Source organism: Reichenbachiella sp. (assembly GCF_039969095.1).
In the GTDB taxonomy this organism is placed as follows: Bacteria; Bacteroidota; Bacteroidia; order Cytophagales; family Cyclobacteriaceae; genus Reichenbachiella.
Map to the genome: position 1 here is coordinate 430,524 of NZ_JBDVOL010000010.1, position 19,979 is coordinate 450,502.

The following is a 19,979-nucleotide window of genomic DNA, read 5'->3' on the forward strand; positions in this document are numbered from 1 at the left end:
CAAAAGAATAAAGTCAAATTCCTTCCCATTCACGTACGAATCCTTCAATTTTGAAGCATGAGCAGTACCACGGAATCCCCATCGAATTATAACGATCTACAGCACATGTCGGTCTCCGAGTTGTTGACTAACATCAACAAAGAAGATCAAACGGTACCCCAAGCGGTAGAAAAAGTGATTCCCAACATTGAAGCCTTGGTTGTTCAGGTAGTGAATAAAATGTCAGCTGGTGGTCGATTGTTTTATATCGGAGCAGGCACCAGTGGGAGACTCGGTGTAGTAGATGCCTCTGAAATCCCACCCACTTATGGATTGCCTCACGGTCATGTAGTTGGCGTGATTGCGGGTGGGGATGGTGCCATTCGGAAATCAGTAGAGCATGCAGAAGATGATCCGGATCAAGCTTGGAAAGATCTGAAGGAGTTTAACATCTCAAGTCAAGATGTTTTAATAGGAATTGCCGCTTCTGGACGAACGCCTTACGTGATTGGCGGTTTAGCTAAAGCAAATGAAGAAGGGCTGGTTACCGGATGTATCACCTGCAATGCAAGCAGTCAACTAGCTGAGACTGCACAGTTCCCCATCGAAGTGGTGGTAGGCCCAGAATTCGTAACGGGCAGTACGCGCATGAAGGCAGGAACCGCGCAGAAATTGGTGCTGAACATGATCTCCACAGCGGTCATGATTCAACTAGGACATGTGCAGGGCAACAAAATGGTGGATATGCAGCTGAGTAATGAAAAGCTGGTAGACCGTGCCGTCCGAATGGTTATGGAGGAAACGGGAGTGAACAGGGAAAAGGCCGAGACTTTGGTCGCTTCGCAAGGCTCTGTACGAAGAGCGATAGATCACCACAACAACGAAGATGCATAACATCGAACCTTATAGCGGTTGGTTGAAATACTATGACTCAGCGAGTGATACATTGTCGCCATTTCATGGCAAAGAGTACAACTATGATTTGTATTCTGATACTATTTATGGCTATTACATCGATCCAGGATGGGATTTTATAGGTTCAGAGACTTTGTATGTGAAGATGTTATACGTGGACTATGATCATGGCTATGCCGTGCTCGAATTCATAGGTGAGTGGAATGATGCGGTGCACAACGACGTCATGTTTCTCAAAAGAAATTTGGTAGACGAAATCCAGCTCGAAGGGATCAACAAATACATTCTGATAGGTGAAAATGTCTTAAATTTTCACGGCTCAGATGACAGCTACTATGAAGAATGGCTCGAAGATGTAGAGGATGGCTGGATTGTAGGCATGGGCTTTCGTGATTTTGTCATAGAAGAAATGAACAACTACAATGTAGACGGCTACATTAATTTTGGTGGGCCATTAGAAATCACCAACTGGCGTACACTAAAGCCATTGACACTTTGCCAAAGAGTGGATGAATTGGTAGTTAGACGACTGGGGATTTGACGTCCCATATACGGCACGTACTTATTATTTGTGAAACATAGACAATCACTGAGAATTACGGAAACTAGTTAAGCTATTAGATACTGCTTTTCCATCACTTATTGCGATTTAAACGTTTTAATACTAAAGTTATTTAGTAAAGGAGATAGTCTTGCAGCCAAATATGGGACAGTCAATACATTAGGAGTCTTTCCAATGTCCTTCAATAGGGAATCACAATACGGTTTAAATTGTGAGCTTATGGAGTGTTGTAATTCAAGCTCCTCAATTTGCAAATCAATTTCGGAATGAATCCGAGCTAAATATCCTTGTTCTAATTTTCTATCTACTTTATCTGAGTTCCAGGAATCAATCTGAAGTGCATCAAAATCCCAACAATTACCAGCAGAGTTTCACCAAAAACGTATGAAAAATATTTGCGTGTTTTACCCATCTGGAGAAGGCTATTTCGCTTTTTTCTTAAAAAATTGCTCATACATTCTGAATTTAAGTCAGCACCACAATTAAAAAGAAATTTTCCTATAGGTCGCTCGCCTCATGCACCATGTAATTGCCGGTCTTATTTCTTTTCTTCTCGCAAGATCTTCTCCATTTTACGACCTTTTGCCAATTCATCTATTAGCTTATCCATTTGTCTACATTGCTTATACAATTCAAATTCTTCGTCTATTTCTTCAATTCGATATCCACAAACCACTCCTTTAATTAGGTGTGCATTGGGATGAATTTTTGCTTTTTCAAAAAACGTTCTAAATGTTACTTTCTCAGCAATAAGTGTTTGTAGTTGATCTTCATCAAATCCAGTTAACCACTCTATTACTTGATGGAATTCTTCTTTTGTTCTACCATTTTTCTCCAATCTATCCCAATACAAAGGATAAATAGATGCAAAGATCATATTGGCAACTTTCTCATTTTTTTCAGCTGTAACCTTCATTTTTGTGATTTTGTAGTGAAGCAACGCCACTATATTAATTGTGGCTATTTTAAAGTTACTAAAGTTTGCAGTTTGTTTCTTAACTAATCCTATAGATTGGCTCGTAAATTTCTCATTCGAAAAATTCGTTGGGCATTCAACTTGAAGGGAGTTTATTCCACTAATAGGGAAGATTAAAGCGCACTATGCAAACCGAAGTTTGTAGTAATTAGAAGCAAAGCCATCTGTTCAATTGAATAGAGAAAAAAAATTACTATATTGAATTAGTACCATTCGTATGCCAGCATGAGATTATTGAAGCATTTGAGTATTGCCTTCTTAATTATTATTCCGTTTTTTAATTCTCATTCCCAAACTCCAGAGTTGGATAGCCTCGAGCAAAAGTTATCCACTTCCAATATTCAAAACATAGAAAAAGTCGACTTACTCTTAGAAATCTCGCTAAAATCCAATAGGTACGATCTTGAAAAAACTTATGTATATAGCAAAAATGCGCTTGAAATTGCTGATTCTTTGGATTATACCAATGGTCAAGCAGAAAGCTTGAGAATGATTGCCGAATACTATATGAGAAGATCCGAGTCTGATAAGGACACAGCCCTGGTATTATTAAATGATGCACTGGTTCGATATCAGTCAGTGGATAACCAAAGAGGAATAGGTAAGGTGTATCGTAGCTTAGGTACTTGCTATTTTTTCATGAATAAATATCCTCAATCTTTGGAGTATTCTCATCTCTCTTTGGAGATTCTAGAGAGTCTAGAGTTGCAAGAAGAGATCGCCAATATTTTGACAAATATAGGCTCGATGCATTTGATTCAGCACAATTATAATCAGGCGCTCAAATACTATCTGCGAGCCTTGCCCATTTTTGAAGAACTGAAGGATAAGTTTAAGTTGGCCGTGTGTACTTACAATATCGCAGACGCCTATCTCACAATCGAAAATGATGAAAAAGCATTGGATTATTTGTCTCAATCCATGGAGCTCCTACGTGAATTGAATCTTATCACTATGATCCCAAGTGGTTTGACTAGCATGGGAAAAATATATACCATGCAATCAGACTATAAAAAAGCGCTAAACTTTTACATGGATTCAATGGAGCAATGTGAAGCACAGGGGCTACTTTCTACGCAATGCGATAATTTGATAGGGCTGGCAGAAGTGTATTTTAGAATGGGTCAGCTAAGCCAGGCGAGTAAGTATGGGGAAGAAGCTGTAGCGCTTGCTGGCAAAGTGAATATTGCTGAAAGACGGCGATTGATTTATGAACTGATGTCGAAAATATATGAGGGCCAAGGGCAGTATGAAAAAGCATATCAATATCATGTTGGATTTAAAACCATAAGCGACAGTTTGTTCAATGAAAAAAGTGTGACTAAAATCGCTGGATTGGAATATCAATATGAGTTTGACAAGGAAAAGCAAGCATTGCTTTTAGCACAGAAAGAAAAAGATTCCATTCAGCAAGCTGCCATTCACAGAGGTGTAATTATAAGGAATGTTTGGATTGCTGGTTTTGTATTAGTATTGATATTTGGGTTAGTCCTATATCGTAACCTGAAAGAAAAGAGAGCAGCCAACCGGGAGTTGAAAGCGATCAATAAATCCAAAGATGATATTTTTGCCATTATTTCGCATGACCTTAAAGCTCCTGTAGGAAATATCAAATCGTTTCTAGAGTTGATCGTGTCTAACCCTTCACAATTTGATCAGAAAGAAATCATCAAGGTGCTAGAGAAACTGGGTTCTCAAAGTGCGCTGGTATTCAATATCCTTGAGAATTTATTGATATGGGCAAAAAGTCAGAGACAAGGCATTGTCCTTGATTTAGAAAATCATCCTATTCATGCCGTTATTGTTGACAATATCTTGCTGCTTCAGGAAACAGCAAAAGCGAAACAAATTGAGATAGAGAATGAGGTCAAAGAGGATTTGAATATTAAATTTGACCAGACACTTATTTCCACGGTTATTCGGAATTTATTAACAAACGCAATCAAATTTTCTCGAGAAAATGGCAAAATATTAATCAGTGCAAAGACAATAGAAAATGGAGTGCAAATATCGGTTTTGGACCAAGGAGTAGGAATGGAATCTGACCAGCTAGAACATCTGTTTGACAACCAATCTTATAACTCTTCTATTGGAACTCACGAAGAACAAGGGTCTGGTTTAGGATTAAAACTTTGCAAGGATTTTATAGAAATGCACGATGGAACTATTTGGATGGAAAGTGAAAAAGGAGAGGGGAGTACATGCCATTTTACGCTTTTGGAGAAGAGTTAGTTTACAATTCTTGTTTGTATTGCTCCATTCTTAATGACAGTTTCTATTGACAAGCTGTTGCTGATAGATGTCAAAGGGTTCTTTTCAAGCACTACCATATCGGCCAATTTACCCACTTCTATAGAACCCAATTCTTTGTCAGCTTTCATCATTTTAGCTGCATTTAATGTTCCCATTTTGATGATCTCTAGTGGAGTCATACCGCCTAGTTCAAGCAGTTGCATTTCCTCATGAAGCGCATAACCGGGCAAAATAAAGGCATTCCCTGTGTCTGTACCTAAAACCATGTTTACGCCATTGGCGCTCAGCGTTAAAATGTCTTCTACCTGAAATTCCACTGATTGCTGTAGGGTCAGGTTATCGATACCCAAATAGTCCTTCATATAATTAATGTAATCATGGGCTCTGAATAGATAACCAGGATGGTCCATACCGCTATAGTCTGTAGAGTCGAAAACACCGTTGACGGCCGCGGTTTGTGTCCACTCCGGATTTAGAGGATACTGAAAGCTTTTGTCCAACATCAAGGTCGTTACCCAGTTGATGTTGTTCGCATATATTTTGGATAGGAGGCTAGAATCGTGTTCAAAATCCAGCTCAACTCCTGTGAAATGAACTAGGTTTTTGATATTCGCATTTAGCACCATTTCTAGCTCTATGTTGTCACTTACGTGCGCATAAACTTCGATTCCGTTCTTGTCGGCTTCAACTTGTACTTTGTTGATATAGGCCTGAGGCATGCGTTCTACCATGGGTGGGTGAGGGCCATCTTCTACAGTGAGCTTTATACCCAAAATGGGCTGTGAAGCCACTTCTTTGACTAGGTTTTCGATCTGGAGGGTGTCACGCAGAAAATAGACCGTTTTGCCTTCTACCCATCTGGATGAACCATAGGTCTTGACCGGGTGACGGCCTTCCATGGTAAAGTGCTGACTGGTATGAAAAACTCTAGGTGCTGGAATGGAATCTTGATTTCCAAGAGCTCTCATCTCAGCGAAGTATTCATTTGTACACGACCCGCCTCCCGTCACAAATATAGAAGTAACCCCAAAATGGGTAAACTTAGGGAAGTCTACTTTATATTCTGTGTGAACATGACAATCAAATAACCCTGGAATCACGTATTTTCCAGTGCCGTCTATAATCTGACCTGCTTGACCGACCTTGACACTATCAATCTTAGAAATTTTAGAATCCTTGACATAAATATTCACGCCTTGTTGAAGATCCGATCCGGTTCCATCGATCAGGTTTACATTGGTTATGATCAGATCATAAACGATTGTTTCTTTATCTGAACAGCCTAGAAACAAGCATAAAACCAAGAAGTAGGGGGATAATTTATTCATCGCAATAGGTTTTTGTTGGGTAGAAAGTTGAATGCGTGCATGCGCAAGTCTTCATCCTACTATTACGAATTTAATTAATCAGAGGGACATTTCATTTGTTTAAGTGTGATTCTCAGGTAGTAGAAGGGCCTGTCACTTTAACCCTACTTATACCTGAGATACTTTCATTACCGAAATAGACTGTTCTTAGTTTTTATCGAATTCAATACTCGAAAGCCCGTTTTTGAATTTTATATCAGTCCAAGAGACGTTGATCCACGGGTCGTCACTCACTTCTGCCTCCCAAGTGGATTTTTTGTATTGTCGTTTGCTGGGTATCATGAGGCCATCTATTGATTCATATTTTACCTGCATGAGCAATGGGGTCTCCACCATATTGAAATCTACCACTGTAAATAGAAACTGATCTATAAGTGCCGTTTCCTGGTTGATATAAACTTGATAAATATCCGTTGGCTTGCCATCGGGAGATTCAAAAGTGACTTTTACGATGTCGTAATTTTTGTCTTCCATTGTTTTTTCGCCAAGGTGTTCGTAGTTCAAACCTGGATCAAGCAGCTTTTGGAACATGGCAAACCAGTAGAAGTTGGTTTTTCTATTGAATTGAGTTCTTTTTAGATAATCTTCATTATCCAAATATTCGCCATTGTGCTTAAACCAAAAGTCTGTTCCATTGAATCCTTGGGTAAATGAGCCATCCAATTGAGCCAAAGTTCTTTCGTGCTTGAGGTAGGTGCCTTTGGATAACTCGCCATCAAAAATGTATTGCTCTGTAGAAACATCAGTTTTGCCATCGGGTGTTTGATACGTGTAGGTATACACCACATCTTTCTTATTCAACAGGTCTTGATAGCTACCAGCTTTCTGGACCATATTATAAATCAATTCATGTCCTTTGTTTTGAAATTGCTCAGATGTTTCTTCATCAGTGTTTGATGGTTTGTTTTGTTGACAAGAAAACAAAGTACTTGCAAAAAGGAGGAAAATGTAAATGGTGTATTTCATTGTATAATTTTATGCTTAGTTGAATAGTTACAAACCATATTGATCCAGATAAGTTCCAGATATTCTGTCAATAAAAAAATATTTTGCAGAAGGATAGTTTGGTCATTTACTACAAGTGAGTCTCAGAGGAGAATTCTAACGCCTGGCTAAGAAACGTAGGGGAGTTTGAAATGCTGCCCTTTCGGTTTGCTCATTAGCCAAGCCAAATATTTTTATAATTTACTTTACTTTTTTCATTATCAAAATTTTGGATTGGCGGACTATCGAAAAGCTCTGAACTTCCGAATACCACCGAACCCCTATGTTTTCTTAGCCCTTGTTGTATGCCTGTGCTATTTTCTTTTTCTCGCAGGCCGTTTCGGTTTACCACCGTGCGTTCGGCAGACATACTCTTTGACAAGTTTTGGCATGTGTGGTTGGTTTTTGAGCGACTTGGCAATGTGTATGGTTGCTTGGGTTGGCAATTAATACCTATACCTTCCATCATTTCCCTTTTCTGATTTTCTCCGCTACCTCTTTATCATATCCAATTTGCCAAAAATACATATCCAGTATTTTCATGACCGGATAGTGGCTCTTTGTCTTATCCTTTATTAGCTTTTGAGCATCTATGATTTCGGTTTTGTTATCCTCAATAAAATTGTACAGCTGATTTAATGAATCTTGATTAAAACTTTTATGCTTCATTTTCATTTCCTTCAATCCATCAATGAAGTATCTATCGTATGCCGGAACACAACCCAATGTGCCTAGCATGATTTTACTCAGTAGCGTATCAGTTGGTGAAATGGGCTTGGATTCGCCTGAACCTTTGGTGAAGGAGATGCTTTTGTAATGCTTTGCCAGTTTTGATTTCAGTTCGAGGACTGCCTCAATGTTTGCCTTTGAGATTTCCCTATTCTTGCTGCATCTCAATTTTTGGCTGGAAAGTATGATGTCAACCGCTCCCTGATGTATCAAATGATTCTTTTGAAGTAATCCACTTGAACCACGATACATACCCCAACTGGCTAGATAAAAAGCTAGTTCCAGAGTCTTGGTATCTGTAGAGTTAGAGGTACTGAATGCTTTATAGCAATTGTCCCATGACTTATATCTATGGAATTCATCTGAAGTGATTTCAGAGATGTATTTTTCAATTACGGCTGTTATACTCTTTTGCATAACTATGTTATTAAGGAGGAGAGAGGTTGGTTATTTTCTTCTTGGTATAAATCACTCCAGAAGGTAGACATGGGTACTTTATTTTCATCTCCCTGTCCCAATAAATGGTTCAATTTATTATTATAAAAACTTATAATTCTTAAAGGATTAGTTCCGTTTAGAGCCCAATTAACTTGTCGGATTTTGCCATTCTGCGTCCATTCGTAGCACTGAATAGCTGCATTTAGCAACAGGTTCCCATCAACAGACTTTATCCATCTCAGGTTTTCCTGAAGCTCAATTTTGTATTCCCTTGTTTGTCCTGAACCATCGTCAAATCGGAATAAGAGTTTTCCCCCAGCTTCCAAAAGCACATTAAATTGAAAATCCTCCAGCTTATAAACAAGCGATTTAGCTAAATCCAATTCTCGCTTAAAAATTGGTGTTCCGATATTGTCATGAGAAAATGGGTTGAAATACCAATCTTTTAAGTTCTTAAGATCCTCTAACTCCGAAGCATTAATTCCATGCTCGTCACAGTATGAAATGAATTTCTCCAAGTACTGATTTAAAGTTCTCAATTTTTTAATTTCAGTTACACCAGTTTCATGATCTGGGTATTCAGCATAGTGTCTATTTGATGGTAATAAGTCCTTTAGTCGTTGTTCTATTGCTTTTCGTAAATGATTTGCACAAGATGTATGATCATGTTTTTTGTAATAGAGTTCTGCCTTTTGCAGATAATTCAGAGAGGAGTAGAGAAGAGGGGTATTGAATGAGAGGGTTGATTTTCGGTTGGCAAACAACTCTAAAAAACACCACTTCTCTTTGGATTTGGTCTCTAGGAAATTCCTTGCCACACTAAACCAAAACCTGTCATAGGTTGAAATGAATATTTGGTAGGTTTTGAAAAATGGCTCGGGTTCAGTCTGAACTATACCACCAACAACCGATACTCTTTCTACAATAGCATTATCATTTTGATCATCAACAAATTGCTCAATAATAGGCTTCTTGAAATTTTTCAATATTTCGAGTAGAGGCAACCTATTACTCATGTCTAGTCCAATGAAAATATCATCTAGGAAGAGAATCTTAAAATCAAAGTTGTCTTGTGGAGTATTTATTAAAGATGCTAGATAGATAGAAATAGCTAAGGCTGATAACCGAGCTTCATTTAGGACAGTTAGATGGTTTTCTTCATCATTATCCGTGTTTGCTCCAAATAATGATACTTCAAGATCAATTTCACAGGCTGGATACTTACCCCATCTATCCATTCTGGGAGAATGATATTTTTCAATTTCACTCTTACTTACAACAATTTGAGTCTGAAAATCTGATTCAAAATATTGTAGAATTGTGGGAAGTAATAGGTTGATCTTCTGTACCTCTGAATTAAGACCAAGGTTGAATTTTTCAAGAGTATCTTCTTTATACCATGCTCTTGGGATGTGAAGATCTTCCCAAGAACGTTGAAAGGTTCTTTGAGTAACAGTATTTATCTGTTTTGATAGAATTACTTCAATGAGCAATTGAGCAAACTTTAATCGAAATTCTTTCCGATCCTTAGGGTTCTCCATTAGGTAGGTTCTCAAAAGTTCTCGATATGAAAGAAAACCATTAAGGAGATTTGACTTTGAAATGTAGTTTACACCTTGTGTGTTGGATGTTGGTACTCCAAATACTTTGGTTTCACTTCCTGCAGTATCCGTAAAAGTGACTTTTACTGAAACTTCATTTGATACCTCAGTTCCATTATCATCCCGTGTTTTCGCAACGGCAAGGTGCCGTGATGGAGCCACATCAGCGGTGCTGTCTGAGCTACTGATGAATTGCTTTAACCCTTCGTAAATACTGGACTTACCACTACCATTTTCTCCATAAAGCAAGACGCTTTTCCCATCAGGAATGGTAATCTTATTATCACTGCCAGTATCATAAAAGGCTTTGTAGTTCACGAATTCTATCTTAGTGATCCGCTTCATGGCAAGTCACTATTCATGATTAATTCAATCTGTGGAATAGCTAACATGCTAAACGTTCCTTGTTTTAATGGATGATGTTGTTGATTGATGCCAACATAAATCTTACGGAGCTGAGGTAATGCCTTTTCATTTTTATCCAAGTCGGGCAATTCAGAAACGTGCTTGGCAATCACCAGTTCTTTTGACAGGAATTCTTCCTGAAAATAGAGCTCGAAAACCAAAGCATTTGCAATCTGTTCGAAGTACACATACATCAATTGATCATTTGGCTCTGTAGATTTCTCCTTCTTCAGCGCTACGAGATAATCGACAATTTTGGTGAAAGGTATTTCTTCCTTATCCGTTATTCGCTTCACTGGGATTTTCTCAATGAAAACCTTTCTCAGTTCTCTTGATCCACCTTGCAGTTCGGGAAAATTATCTAGAAAGCAATACTTGAAAATTTTAGAATTTAAGAAGCACGTGAGATACTTTAACCTCTCGCCTGATAAAATGAAGTTTTTATTGTTTGCATAAAAGTGATCCTCCTCGTCATAAATAAAAGGAATGTATTTGGTGATCTCAGGATATAAAATTTTTGGCTTATCGAAATCCTCTAAATATGCACAGTTTCTTAGGTTAGTCCAGTGATCTCCTTTATCCCTTCTTTTTATTAATTGAGATTTAAAATTGCTAAGCCATTCATATATAGCAGGATAATCTATTTCTATATTTAGACGATTAATATTCTTCTGCTTGACTCCATTATGGGCATTGATTAACCAAAGATTTTTGTAATCTGGATACCATGCTGTTAGATCTTTCCCTCTCAACAGTGGCATAATAATTTCTGCACTATTCCGATCTTTTTCTATTAACAGCTCTCTCGTATCGTCTGTAATAATGAAAGCTTCATTTAGTCCTGTTTTTAATCCGTAGTTAATAACTATATTCCAATTCCCCAATGGTTCTCCTTGCTGTTCAACAACCTCTTTTATATTATAAATATCCCTTTCACCTATTACCCATGCATTATGACTTAGAGAGGTGAGATCATATCCATTATCGTGAACATATTCTTGTAAACTCTGCTCATCTATATTGAAATCATTAGTAATACGAACAGCATATGTAGCTTTTATTTCGTGCCTCCATGCCTTTGGCTTGTTCTGTAAAATAAGAATGTTGGTATCTACTGTTGCCGTATCAAATACCTGAACATTGCCAAAATCTATGACCAACAGCGGATGAGTTTTTTCTGCAAAAAACTGTCGCGTACTAGTACCATAGTTAGCTCTCATCCATTTGTTGGAAGTTATATAGCAGAGTACTCCTTTCTCTTTGAGCAATTCTACACCTCGCTCATAAAAGATCGAATAGATATCGCCTGTTCGCTCAAAAGTGTCATAATTATGAGGTTGATATAGTTTCGCCAACTTACCCCCATCTTTTTGTAACTGCCTGTAGGGAGGATTCCCAATTACAATATCAAAACCATCCTTAACCCCAAACATCCACCACGAATCAAACCATGAACAAGGAGCAGCTTCAAAATCGAAAGGGTTGAAGCCGTATAGCTTGGTATAAATTTCATAGTTTTCTTTAGTGGTTAATTCCCGAAGATTCAATAGGTCATTCTGTATTTTCTTGAATTGCCGTTCTAGCTTTAGTTTGTTATCGCTGCTCACTTTAAAAAAGTCATGACGCAGTTTTTCCAATTCCTTTACGGCCAGACTTGCTTTAGCTTCCATATCGAATCCACTCAGTTCTCCTAATGGAATCAATGTGTTGGCACATATTATTTTGAAATCCAGATTAGGCAAGGGCTGTGGTTCTGGTTCGTCCACCACTAGGCTTAACCAAAATCGTAAGCGGGCAATATCCACAGCTCCAGCATCTATATCTACTCCGTAAATGCTTTCCTCAATGATGTGCTTTTTGATATCAGCATCTGACACACCTTTTTTGAAGCCTTTCAGTTCTTGCAAAAAGATTTGTGCATTAAATATTTCCTGAAGTAAGCCCATTGGGAAGGCCCCTGAGCCAATGGCAGGATCACAAATCTTTACTTGATCAAGTGCATCGATGATTTTGTAAGCATGCTTCTCCGCAAATTGCTTTTCTGTACTGGTTAGTTCAAGTTGATGAATAATCTTATCCAGCGTTGAATTCCCTAGATCATCAACTGCAAAAAGCTGCTCGTCATGTGCAATCAAGTAGGCTTTCAGACTTTCTTTGCTCATGTAGTGAACGATCTCTTTAGGAGTGTAGAAGGCTCCTTTGTCTTGGTTATCCTCCAAGAGATTTTCGAAAATGTGACCCAACATCTCCGGATCTACAGCCACCGTGTGTTCATCCGGTGCATCCTCGTACACAGTGAAGTTGAAATTGTTGAACGTTTCAAATAGGTTCTCAAAAACTTCTTCTGGTAAATGCAGTTTGTGAAAGTTTCGGTCGTGGCTGTCATCGAACAGACCTCCATTCAAATAGGGAAATCGTTCCGCTCTAGCCTCATTTTCAGAGTCTTCATTATTAAGCCGGTTGAAAAACAAGGGAACAAGTTCACTAGCGTAGAAGTCGTCTTTAGCTTTTGACCTTTTAAAAAGATCAAACAAATAGTCTGGATTGCCTTCACCCCATTTTTTGTCTTGTGTCACAGAGAGCCAGCCTTTCTTTTGGATGAAATATAAGAACACAATGCGTCCCATCATTCGTTTACAAAAATCGCGAGCTTGTTTTTCGTCTTTGCCAAATAAAGCAGTGAGTTGCCAATCAGGCTCATGGATTACCTGCTCAGTATATTTATTACCTTTTTTGGCATAGCGTTTTCCTGTAAGGAATTGAACAAAATCTTCGTAGCTGTCTTTGTAGTTTTTGAAAAATTCTTTACCAAGTTTCTCAACCGAGAAAGCCTCTTCAAAATCATCGAGATTTAGAAACTGAAAGATGTTTTCTTTCTGCTTTTGAATAAGTTTATCAAATCGGATAGCAGCAGTTAGTGCTTTTTCATTTTTACCGAATAAGTACGTGTAACGTTTAGGAGCGGTTTCTTTGTCTTCTATTTCATTGGTGTCCTTATTCTTTACTTTTCTTTTACTGATGTAACTAAAACGCCATTTGTCACCTTGTACAAATACCACCATGGCACCTGCTACCTGTTTAGTTATATCCTTCGTAAGATTTCTAAGTGCAACACGGTTACGAGTGATGTTGACTTTTTCGTTCAGCTCTACTTCGAAGATTCCAATCTTAGTGTATTCGTTGATCTCGTAATTACCAAGACTCAAACAATGCTTGCTGATGGTATTATCAGAAAGTGATAGCTTTTGTTCGCTACCATACATTTTATTGTTAGTGAACTGTGTTTGAATGAAGTTTGACCAAACCTTACGGTCATATGGGCTTTCAAGGATATTTCTTATTTCTGTTATCGTCATTCGTCAGTTCGTTTAGGAAACAAAAGTTTCAGAGATGATAATTTTTGGTTCCAATGGTTCCAATGGTTCCACTTCCTTTTTTACCTTACGCTTTATTTTGGAAGTATACTTTCTAGAAAGCCGGATAAGTTCTATTTCTAGCTTTGTAGGGTTAGTCTCATTTCTCAATTTGTACACTTCATTAGTCAAATTGGTATATGTACCATACTTAAGCAAAGGCATTAGATTTGAGCCCGCTTCGATAGCTTCCGGAGAAGAGATCACCTGATTCGCCATCCAGTTATTCAAATCATTCAAAGCCTTGTTTGATCTCACATCAAGCTTATCCTCTGATCCACCGATCATTTCTGGAGTGGTGATGTCACTTTCAAATTGGTCAACAATGTTGTTGATATGATTATAATGCACATCAGGAACAGGTAAAATACCTTCTTCTGATTTTGAAGCTTCAAATATTTTTACAGCTTGTTCAAATGGAATGGCAGATGATTTTTTTCCATCGAACAAATAGATATTCTTGTATTCACCATTTTTCACAAAGGCTAGACTAGATTCTGCGTTCGTAGTTTTTCTGATACAGCGAACTTTAAGTGGCATTTTGCGAATGGTATTGAAATGTTCAGGGTTTTGTTCGCGGAACTTTCGTAACCATTCCAAATATTCAGTTCTTAAGTCCTTATCATTCTCCTTTTCCTCAAACATTTGGAACTGGTCAATGATTTCTTCTAATGTATAGATCTTATTATCTTCTCCAAAAGCACTGTGGCTACTTTGTAGTTTTACCAAAGACTTTTGACGAAGGTTAATTCGATTGTCTCCGTGCTCAGAAGGGTAGAAGTTATAATTATAGATATATTGAGCTTTTGTACCAATTCGATTGATACGACCCAAGCGCTGAATGAGTTTAGTAGGGTTCCAGGGTGTATCGTAGTTTACGATCACATTGGCTCTATGGAGGTTAATACCCTCAGCCAATACATCTGTGGTAAGAATGATGTCATAATCGTTTCTGAAAGTTCCTTCAAAGTTGGCGTCAAAATTTTCGCGAATGGTTTCAAAGGATTTGTTCCTGTTTTTAGATGTAATACTTAAAACCTTATAGTTAGTTTCTTTACTTAATCGATCAGTTAGGTAACTTAAAGTATCGGCTGATTCAGTGAAGATGACAAGTTTACCCAACTCATTTTTGTCCTTATCAAAGTACTCATTTTTGAGTAAATCAATGAATACATTCCATTTCGGATCATTGTGTTCTTCCACAGCTTGCCATCTTTCATTAAGGGCAAACAAATGCTCATAGTCGTTTCTAAGTCCTTGTATGAATCCTTTTTTGAATTCGGACTGTTTGAATTTCTTATTCTTGGGTTTTTCATCGTCAATTTTCAAGATCTCGATTTCAATCTCTTCGTCTGTATAACCCTTGTTAATCAAATCAGAAATGTCCAAATCCGGGGCAATGAAAACACTGTCCCTTTCATACATTTCAATCATTTGCTTAGTTGATGCGGTTATCTTCCCTAATGAGTTCTTAAAAGCATGAAAACTACTTTCCAAACGCTTGATTAATTGCGTTTGCATGATGAAGGCAAGTGAACGTGAAATTGTCTGAGCACTTTGGTATAGCCCGTTATTGGCTTCATCTGTTAGATATGCAATAGCTTGATAACGGAAAAAGTCAATTTTGTCCTTATCAATAATGCTGTTTGCTGTATCCATAAAAAGACTTGCCAAGTCATTCGGTAATTCATATTCATTCGCAAAAGGGTCTGCTACATCTGGAAAAGAAATTCCTTGCTCTTTTAAGTCTTTCTGATAGCGTTCATTTTTTACTAAATCAGTTCTTGTTCTTCGGATGGTAATGTCTTTGATGACTTTGTCTTTGATATCAGTGAAAATATCTTGAATCGCCTGTAAATCAAGAGGTGATTGTTTAATAAGCATTTTGTACTGAATAATATGGGGGTAGAAATATTTCTGCAAATTCGGTTCGTTCAGGTTACTGTTTCTGATGTCCTGAAATAACGAAATCAAATAGTAAAGATCCTCTGGCTTATTATTTAAAGGAGTGGCTGATATAAGTACCACCTTTTTTTCAAAGCCTTCAACACCTCCAATATACTCTCGGCCTGATTTACAGATGATTTGCAAATTCTCGAATTGCTGACTTCTATGATTTCTGAACTTATGTGCTTCATCAACCAGAATCAAATCATAGCGTTCTTTATCTGCATAATTATGGTCGCCATCTACAATCTTTAGAAGACTACCGTTAGAAATGAAATCGCACTTCTCTTCAATCCTGAATTCTTTAAATGTGCTTTTCCAGTTCTTCTCTATTGCTGGAGGATAAACGATTAGAATTCTGGTTTTCGGGCCATTATTAATAATGAATTTCTTAGCGAGTAAAGCTGCCATGACTGTTTTGCCAGTACCAACCACATCAGCCAAAAAGAAGCCATTGTGCTTTTGTAGTAATTCATACCCTTGATTTACAGCATCAATCTGATAACTCAATTTCTTGAATTTTTTCAGAGGTATGTCACTAATGCTGTCTGGGTCATATTCAATATTTTTCCCGAAAAATTCTATTAGGAATTTCACATATAATTCAAATGGCGTGGGAGTAGCATCGAGGTAGGTTTTCTTAAGTAATGATGGCGCATCAACTGGAAGAATAGGTGTGCTGTGCTCCCAAAGTTTTTCGAATTCTGTGTTAGCATATTTTACATTATCATAATCTCGTAGTTCAACATTCATTTCATAGTTGAACTGCACGGCTTCTAGCCCCAAACCTTGAGCAGATAGGTTTGATGACCCCATAATCACCATTCCGTTAGGATTGTGCTCATTGAAGTTGGGTGATAGAAAAATATAGAATTTGGAATGCAGCTTTTTTGAATTGTGAGCTCTTATTTCAATTCGCCCTTCAGCTATATCACTTATTAACTGTAAAATTCCCTCTTCGATATTCTTACCGTATTTGGCATTAATTATATCTTCTTGAATGGATTGAATAAATGTTTCTTTGGTATCTTTGGCATTGAGATTAAATAGAAGTCCTTGTTTCTGAGCCAATGCAATAAAAGGGTCAACATTTATTCCTGCAATGATTTTTACTTTTAGATCTTCTGGAAAATGTTGACGAATAGCGAAATACCCTGAAGCTCTAAAATAGCCTATGACTGACTTGAAATATTCAATGTTTTGCATGTGCTCAAATACGCCTACAAATTTTTTGTAGAGTGTATTCTCGCCTTGGTTTGTAAAGAAGTTTGTTGCCATTTCTATTTCACTTTTCAGCTCCGTCCGATTTTAAAAGTTCCTTTGGATCAACACCAAGAATTTTGGCTATATCAAAGAGGATTTCCAACCTTGGTTGCTGTCTGTTTTGCACATATCCATTCACCATATTGTAACTCTTACCTAGCTTTTCAGCCAGCCAAGTCTGCTTAATTCCCTTCTCGTCAAGTACTTCCTTTATTCGGTTCATATCCGTCTAAAATTATCCAGCCAAGATAGTATTTAAATTTTATATATCTCGTTTTTCAATATAAAAATAGTTCGGATTACTATCGTCCACCGAGCGCGGGCTGATTTTAGCTCTTTTGGTTTTTTTGGGTGGGTTTTGTGCGGTGGCAAAAACCAAATGTGCTAAAATGTGCGGTGGGTTTTTACTCTACACTCATGGCATACAACGTAGTGATATGTAGACAAAGGTGACTATATATCTATTATGTCTTGCTCAAATCTAAGTTATCTGCAATTACTTTCTGTTATTCCACTTCAGATCCTTCCACTTTTTTTGTTGTTCTTTCGATAGGAAAGTCCATGTCACGATGCGGCTGGACTTGTTGCCTTGTCCCATAGGGATGGTGTGGACGATCGTGGCTTTGGCTTTGTCGAGGGCTTCATAAATGCTTTTGAGATTGCTCTGTTTGGATACGAGCGAGGAGTACCAAAAGCAGGATTCGGGGAAGTTGCTGCTCTGGCGAACCATCTCTCTGATGAATTTATTTTCTCCACCGTCGCACCAGAGTTCGTTGCTTTGTCCGCCAAAGTTGAGTGTTGCTTTTTTGGATTTTTCTTTATTGAGATGGTTTACTTTTCGGAGTGAACCTTTTTGAGCTTCTTCCGCGGAAGCGTGAAAAGGAGGGTTGCAAATAGACAAGTCCACTCTATCTTCTTTGGACAGAATACCATAGATGATGTCTTTGGGGTCGGGTTGCCGTCTGAATGCTATTTTGCCCTTGAGGCTGGGGTTCTGATCTACAATCTTTTGTGAGGAGGCCAGTGACTTTTCGTCGATATCCGAGGCGATAAACTGCCAACCATATTCCTTCTGACCAATGATCGGATAGATGCAGCTGGCACCCACACCAATGTCCAAACAAGTGATCTTTTGGCCAGTAGGAATCCGACCGTAGTTATGACTACAAAGCCAATCTGCCATGTGATGGATGTAATCCGCTCGCCCAGGAATCGGTGGGCACAGATAGCCTTCTGGTAGGTCCCAGCTATCTATCTGATATTGGAGCTTGAGTAGTGCTTTGTTGAGCACTTTCACACTTTCTGGATTAGCGAAGTCGACAGAATCGTCGCCATGCAGGTTGGGGCGGACATGCTCCACAAGTGCTGGAAGTGCTGCTTTCAGTGCCTCGAAATCGTACCTTCCTGTGTGTTTGTTTCGAACATGCAGCGTAGGCCTTGATTTTTCTTGTTTCTTTTTGCCTCCCATTTTTTTATAAGCTTTTGTTTGTCATTTCGCAGCGCAGCGGAGAAATTTCATTAGCGTCTTGTAGGTATGTTAAGATTTCTCCCTTCAGTCGAAATGACAACTGAATGGTGTTTACCCCTGCTGCTCTCTAAGGTACGTCGCCAACAACTTCTCTAGTAGTTCTTCTTTCGACAAATGATTCAATTGATTTTTGAATTCTTGTTTCGTCGCTGCATCCAGTTTATCGCCGACGGGTTTTGATTTGGCTATTTTTTGTGCCCAAACCATCGCTTTACCGACCAGTTGATCCTTGTGGCTCGGTACCGGCATGGTTTTGAATTTCAAACTTAGCCCTTTTTGAATTTCATCCCACTTTTCTCTTTCCTCTGGGAAAATGAAAGTTAAACTGATGCCAGTTTTTCCGGCACGTGAAGTTCTACCACTGCGGTGAGTGTAGGATTCTTTTGTGTCAGGCACGTGGTATTGAAAAACAATACCCACACTTTCGATATCCACGCCACGAGAAGCCACATCCGTCGCAATCAAAGTTTTGATACTGCCGGCCTTGAATTGTTCCATGACTTTGTTTCGAAGACCCTGTGGTAAATCACCGTGGATGGCTCCGCAGCTAAATTTATTGGCCGAAAGCTGCTTGTAAAGTTTCTGTACGCCAGATTTGGTTCTGCAAAAAATGATACACTTCTCAGCACTGTATCGCTGTAGATATTGTAATAGGGCATCCAGTTTTTGTTCCGCCGCTAATTCAATGAGCTGATGTTGAATGCCTGCATTTGGAGTTTCCGCTTTACCTACCAAGACTTTGATTAAGTCTTTATGCAAATACTTCTTGATCAAACTGTTGACTTCATCTGGCATGGTAGCCGAAAACAACCAAGTAGAATACGTTCGATTGGCGGTAGCCAAAATCTTATCTATATCAGTTTGAAATCCTTTGAATAGCATCTCGTCAGCTTCATCAAAAACCACGTATTTCAAAGTTTCGAGATGCACGACTTTTCTATTGACTAAATCCATCAATCGCCCTGGCGTAGCGACTACGATATGGGTGCCATTGCTTAAATCATGGATTTGAGTTTTTAATGAAACGCCACCATAGATAGATTCTGTTTTGAGGTTGGGTATGTATTTGGACAAAAAAGATAATTCCTTGCCGACCTGCTCACAGAGCTCACGAGTGGGCACGAGTACTACGGCTTGTACCTTGCCCATGGCAGGGTCTATTTTGGACAAAAGGGGTGCACCGTAAGCATAGGTTTTGCCAGTGCCAGTAGCTGATCGTCCTATGAAATCACCTTCGTGCGTCATCAAAACGGGGATTGTTTTGGCTTGAATCTCACTGGGTATTTCGATGCCTTTTTCTGCTAAGGCTTTTTTTATGTTGAGATGCAGATTACTTGAAGAGAACTTTTCCATGGGTGTTGAAATTTGAGGTGCAAAGCTAGCGATATAATTGGTAGAACCACTGACAGCGTATCAGGTACTTAGGAATTGTATTTTATAAAAATTAAGTGCCATTTATGGTTCATTTCGGCAGATGAACTTTTCCAAAGTTTCACCTACAGTCATTTCCTAAAACGTCAAAACATTTGAGGTCATTGAATATAATAACTTTGGAAAAGCTGGAGGCTGTTCTAAATTCTGTTGCTTTGAAAATCAGCCATGACTAGTTGGCTATTTTT

General features: G+C 38.4%; 14 protein-coding genes. 3 read left to right on the plus strand and 11 right to left on the minus strand.

Annotation, left to right across the window (positions count from 1 at the left end):
• Window positions 1-57: 57 nt before the first annotated feature.
• Window positions 58-873: an N-acetylmuramic acid 6-phosphate etherase gene (gene murQ, locus ABJH98_RS05095; protein WP_348306550.1), complete on the plus strand. Its 816-nt coding sequence runs from the start codon at window positions 58-60 to the stop codon at window positions 871-873.
• Window positions 866-1,435, plus strand: a complete 570-nt coding sequence (locus tag ABJH98_RS05100; protein WP_348306551.1) for a hypothetical protein — start codon at window positions 866-868, stop codon at window positions 1,433-1,435. The genes murQ and ABJH98_RS05100 overlap by 8 nt, the downstream gene beginning before the upstream one ends.
• Window positions 1,436-1,994: 559 nt before the next feature.
• Here the strand turns inward: ABJH98_RS05100 and ABJH98_RS05105 are convergent.
• On the minus strand, window positions 1,995-2,372 hold the full coding sequence (locus tag ABJH98_RS05105) for a DUF2200 domain-containing protein (protein ID WP_348306552.1): 378 nt from the start codon (window positions 2,370-2,372) through the stop codon (window positions 1,995-1,997).
• Window positions 2,373-2,657: 285 nt separating this feature from the next.
• On the opposite strand from ABJH98_RS05105, the gene ABJH98_RS05110 reads away from it, so the two are divergent.
• On the plus strand, window positions 2,658-4,664 hold the full coding sequence (locus ABJH98_RS05110) for a tetratricopeptide repeat-containing sensor histidine kinase (RefSeq protein ID WP_348306553.1): 2,007 nt from the start codon (window positions 2,658-2,660) through the stop codon (window positions 4,662-4,664).
• Here ABJH98_RS05110 and ABJH98_RS05115 read toward each other — a convergent pair.
• From ABJH98_RS05115 to ABJH98_RS05160, 10 genes are all read right to left on the minus strand, one after another.
• Window positions 4,661-6,013: an amidohydrolase family protein gene (locus ABJH98_RS05115; RefSeq protein ID WP_348306554.1), complete on the minus strand. Its 1,353-nt coding sequence runs from the start codon at window positions 6,011-6,013 to the stop codon at window positions 4,661-4,663. The two genes, ABJH98_RS05110 and ABJH98_RS05115, sit on opposite strands and share 4 nt — an antisense overlap.
• 186 nt (window positions 6,014-6,199) lie before the next feature.
• Window positions 6,200-7,018, minus strand: coding sequence for a DUF6503 family protein (locus ABJH98_RS05120; protein ID WP_348306555.1), 819 nt, complete (start codon window positions 7,016-7,018; stop codon window positions 6,200-6,202).
• A 193-nt stretch (window positions 7,019-7,211) separates the two neighbouring features.
• Window positions 7,212-7,505, minus strand: coding sequence for a hypothetical protein (locus ABJH98_RS05125; protein WP_348306556.1), 294 nt, complete (start codon window positions 7,503-7,505; stop codon window positions 7,212-7,214).
• Window positions 7,502-8,182, minus strand: coding sequence for a hypothetical protein (locus ABJH98_RS05130; RefSeq protein WP_348306557.1), 681 nt, complete (start codon window positions 8,180-8,182; stop codon window positions 7,502-7,504). Before ABJH98_RS05130 ends, ABJH98_RS05125 begins: the two co-directional genes overlap by 4 nt.
• A 2-nt stretch (window positions 8,183-8,184) precedes the next feature.
• Window positions 8,185-10,149 carry an AAA family ATPase gene (locus tag ABJH98_RS05135; RefSeq protein ID WP_348306558.1) on the minus strand — a complete coding sequence of 655 codons (1,965 nt, stop codon included), beginning with the start codon at window positions 10,147-10,149 and terminating at the stop codon, window positions 8,185-8,187.
• Window positions 10,146-13,565: an Eco57I restriction-modification methylase domain-containing protein gene (locus ABJH98_RS05140; protein ID WP_348306559.1), complete on the minus strand. Its 3,420-nt coding sequence runs from the start codon at window positions 13,563-13,565 to the stop codon at window positions 10,146-10,148. Before ABJH98_RS05140 ends, ABJH98_RS05135 begins: the two co-directional genes overlap by 4 nt.
• Window positions 13,566-13,577: 12 nt before the next feature.
• Entirely contained in the window at window positions 13,578-16,847 is a 3,270-nt protein-coding gene (locus ABJH98_RS05145; protein ID WP_348306560.1) for a helicase-related protein, read from the minus strand.
• A gap of 7 nt (window positions 16,848-16,854) precedes the next feature.
• A complete protein-coding gene (locus ABJH98_RS05150) occupies window positions 16,855-17,055 on the minus strand; it encodes a helix-turn-helix transcriptional regulator (RefSeq protein ID WP_348306561.1) in 201 nt (66 codons plus the stop codon).
• Window positions 17,056-17,328: 273 nt separating this feature from the next.
• Window positions 17,329-18,300 carry a 23S rRNA (adenine(1618)-N(6))-methyltransferase RlmF gene (gene rlmF / locus ABJH98_RS05155; RefSeq protein ID WP_348306562.1) on the minus strand — a complete coding sequence of 324 codons (972 nt, stop codon included), beginning with the start codon at window positions 18,298-18,300 and terminating at the stop codon, window positions 17,329-17,331.
• A 111-nt stretch (window positions 18,301-18,411) separates the two neighbouring features.
• The gene (locus ABJH98_RS05160) at window positions 18,412-19,713 is read right to left on the minus strand and encodes a DEAD/DEAH box helicase (protein ID WP_348306563.1); all 1,302 of its coding nucleotides are present in this window, start codon (window positions 19,711-19,713) and stop codon (window positions 18,412-18,414) included.
• Window positions 19,714-19,979: the final 266 nt, after the last annotated feature.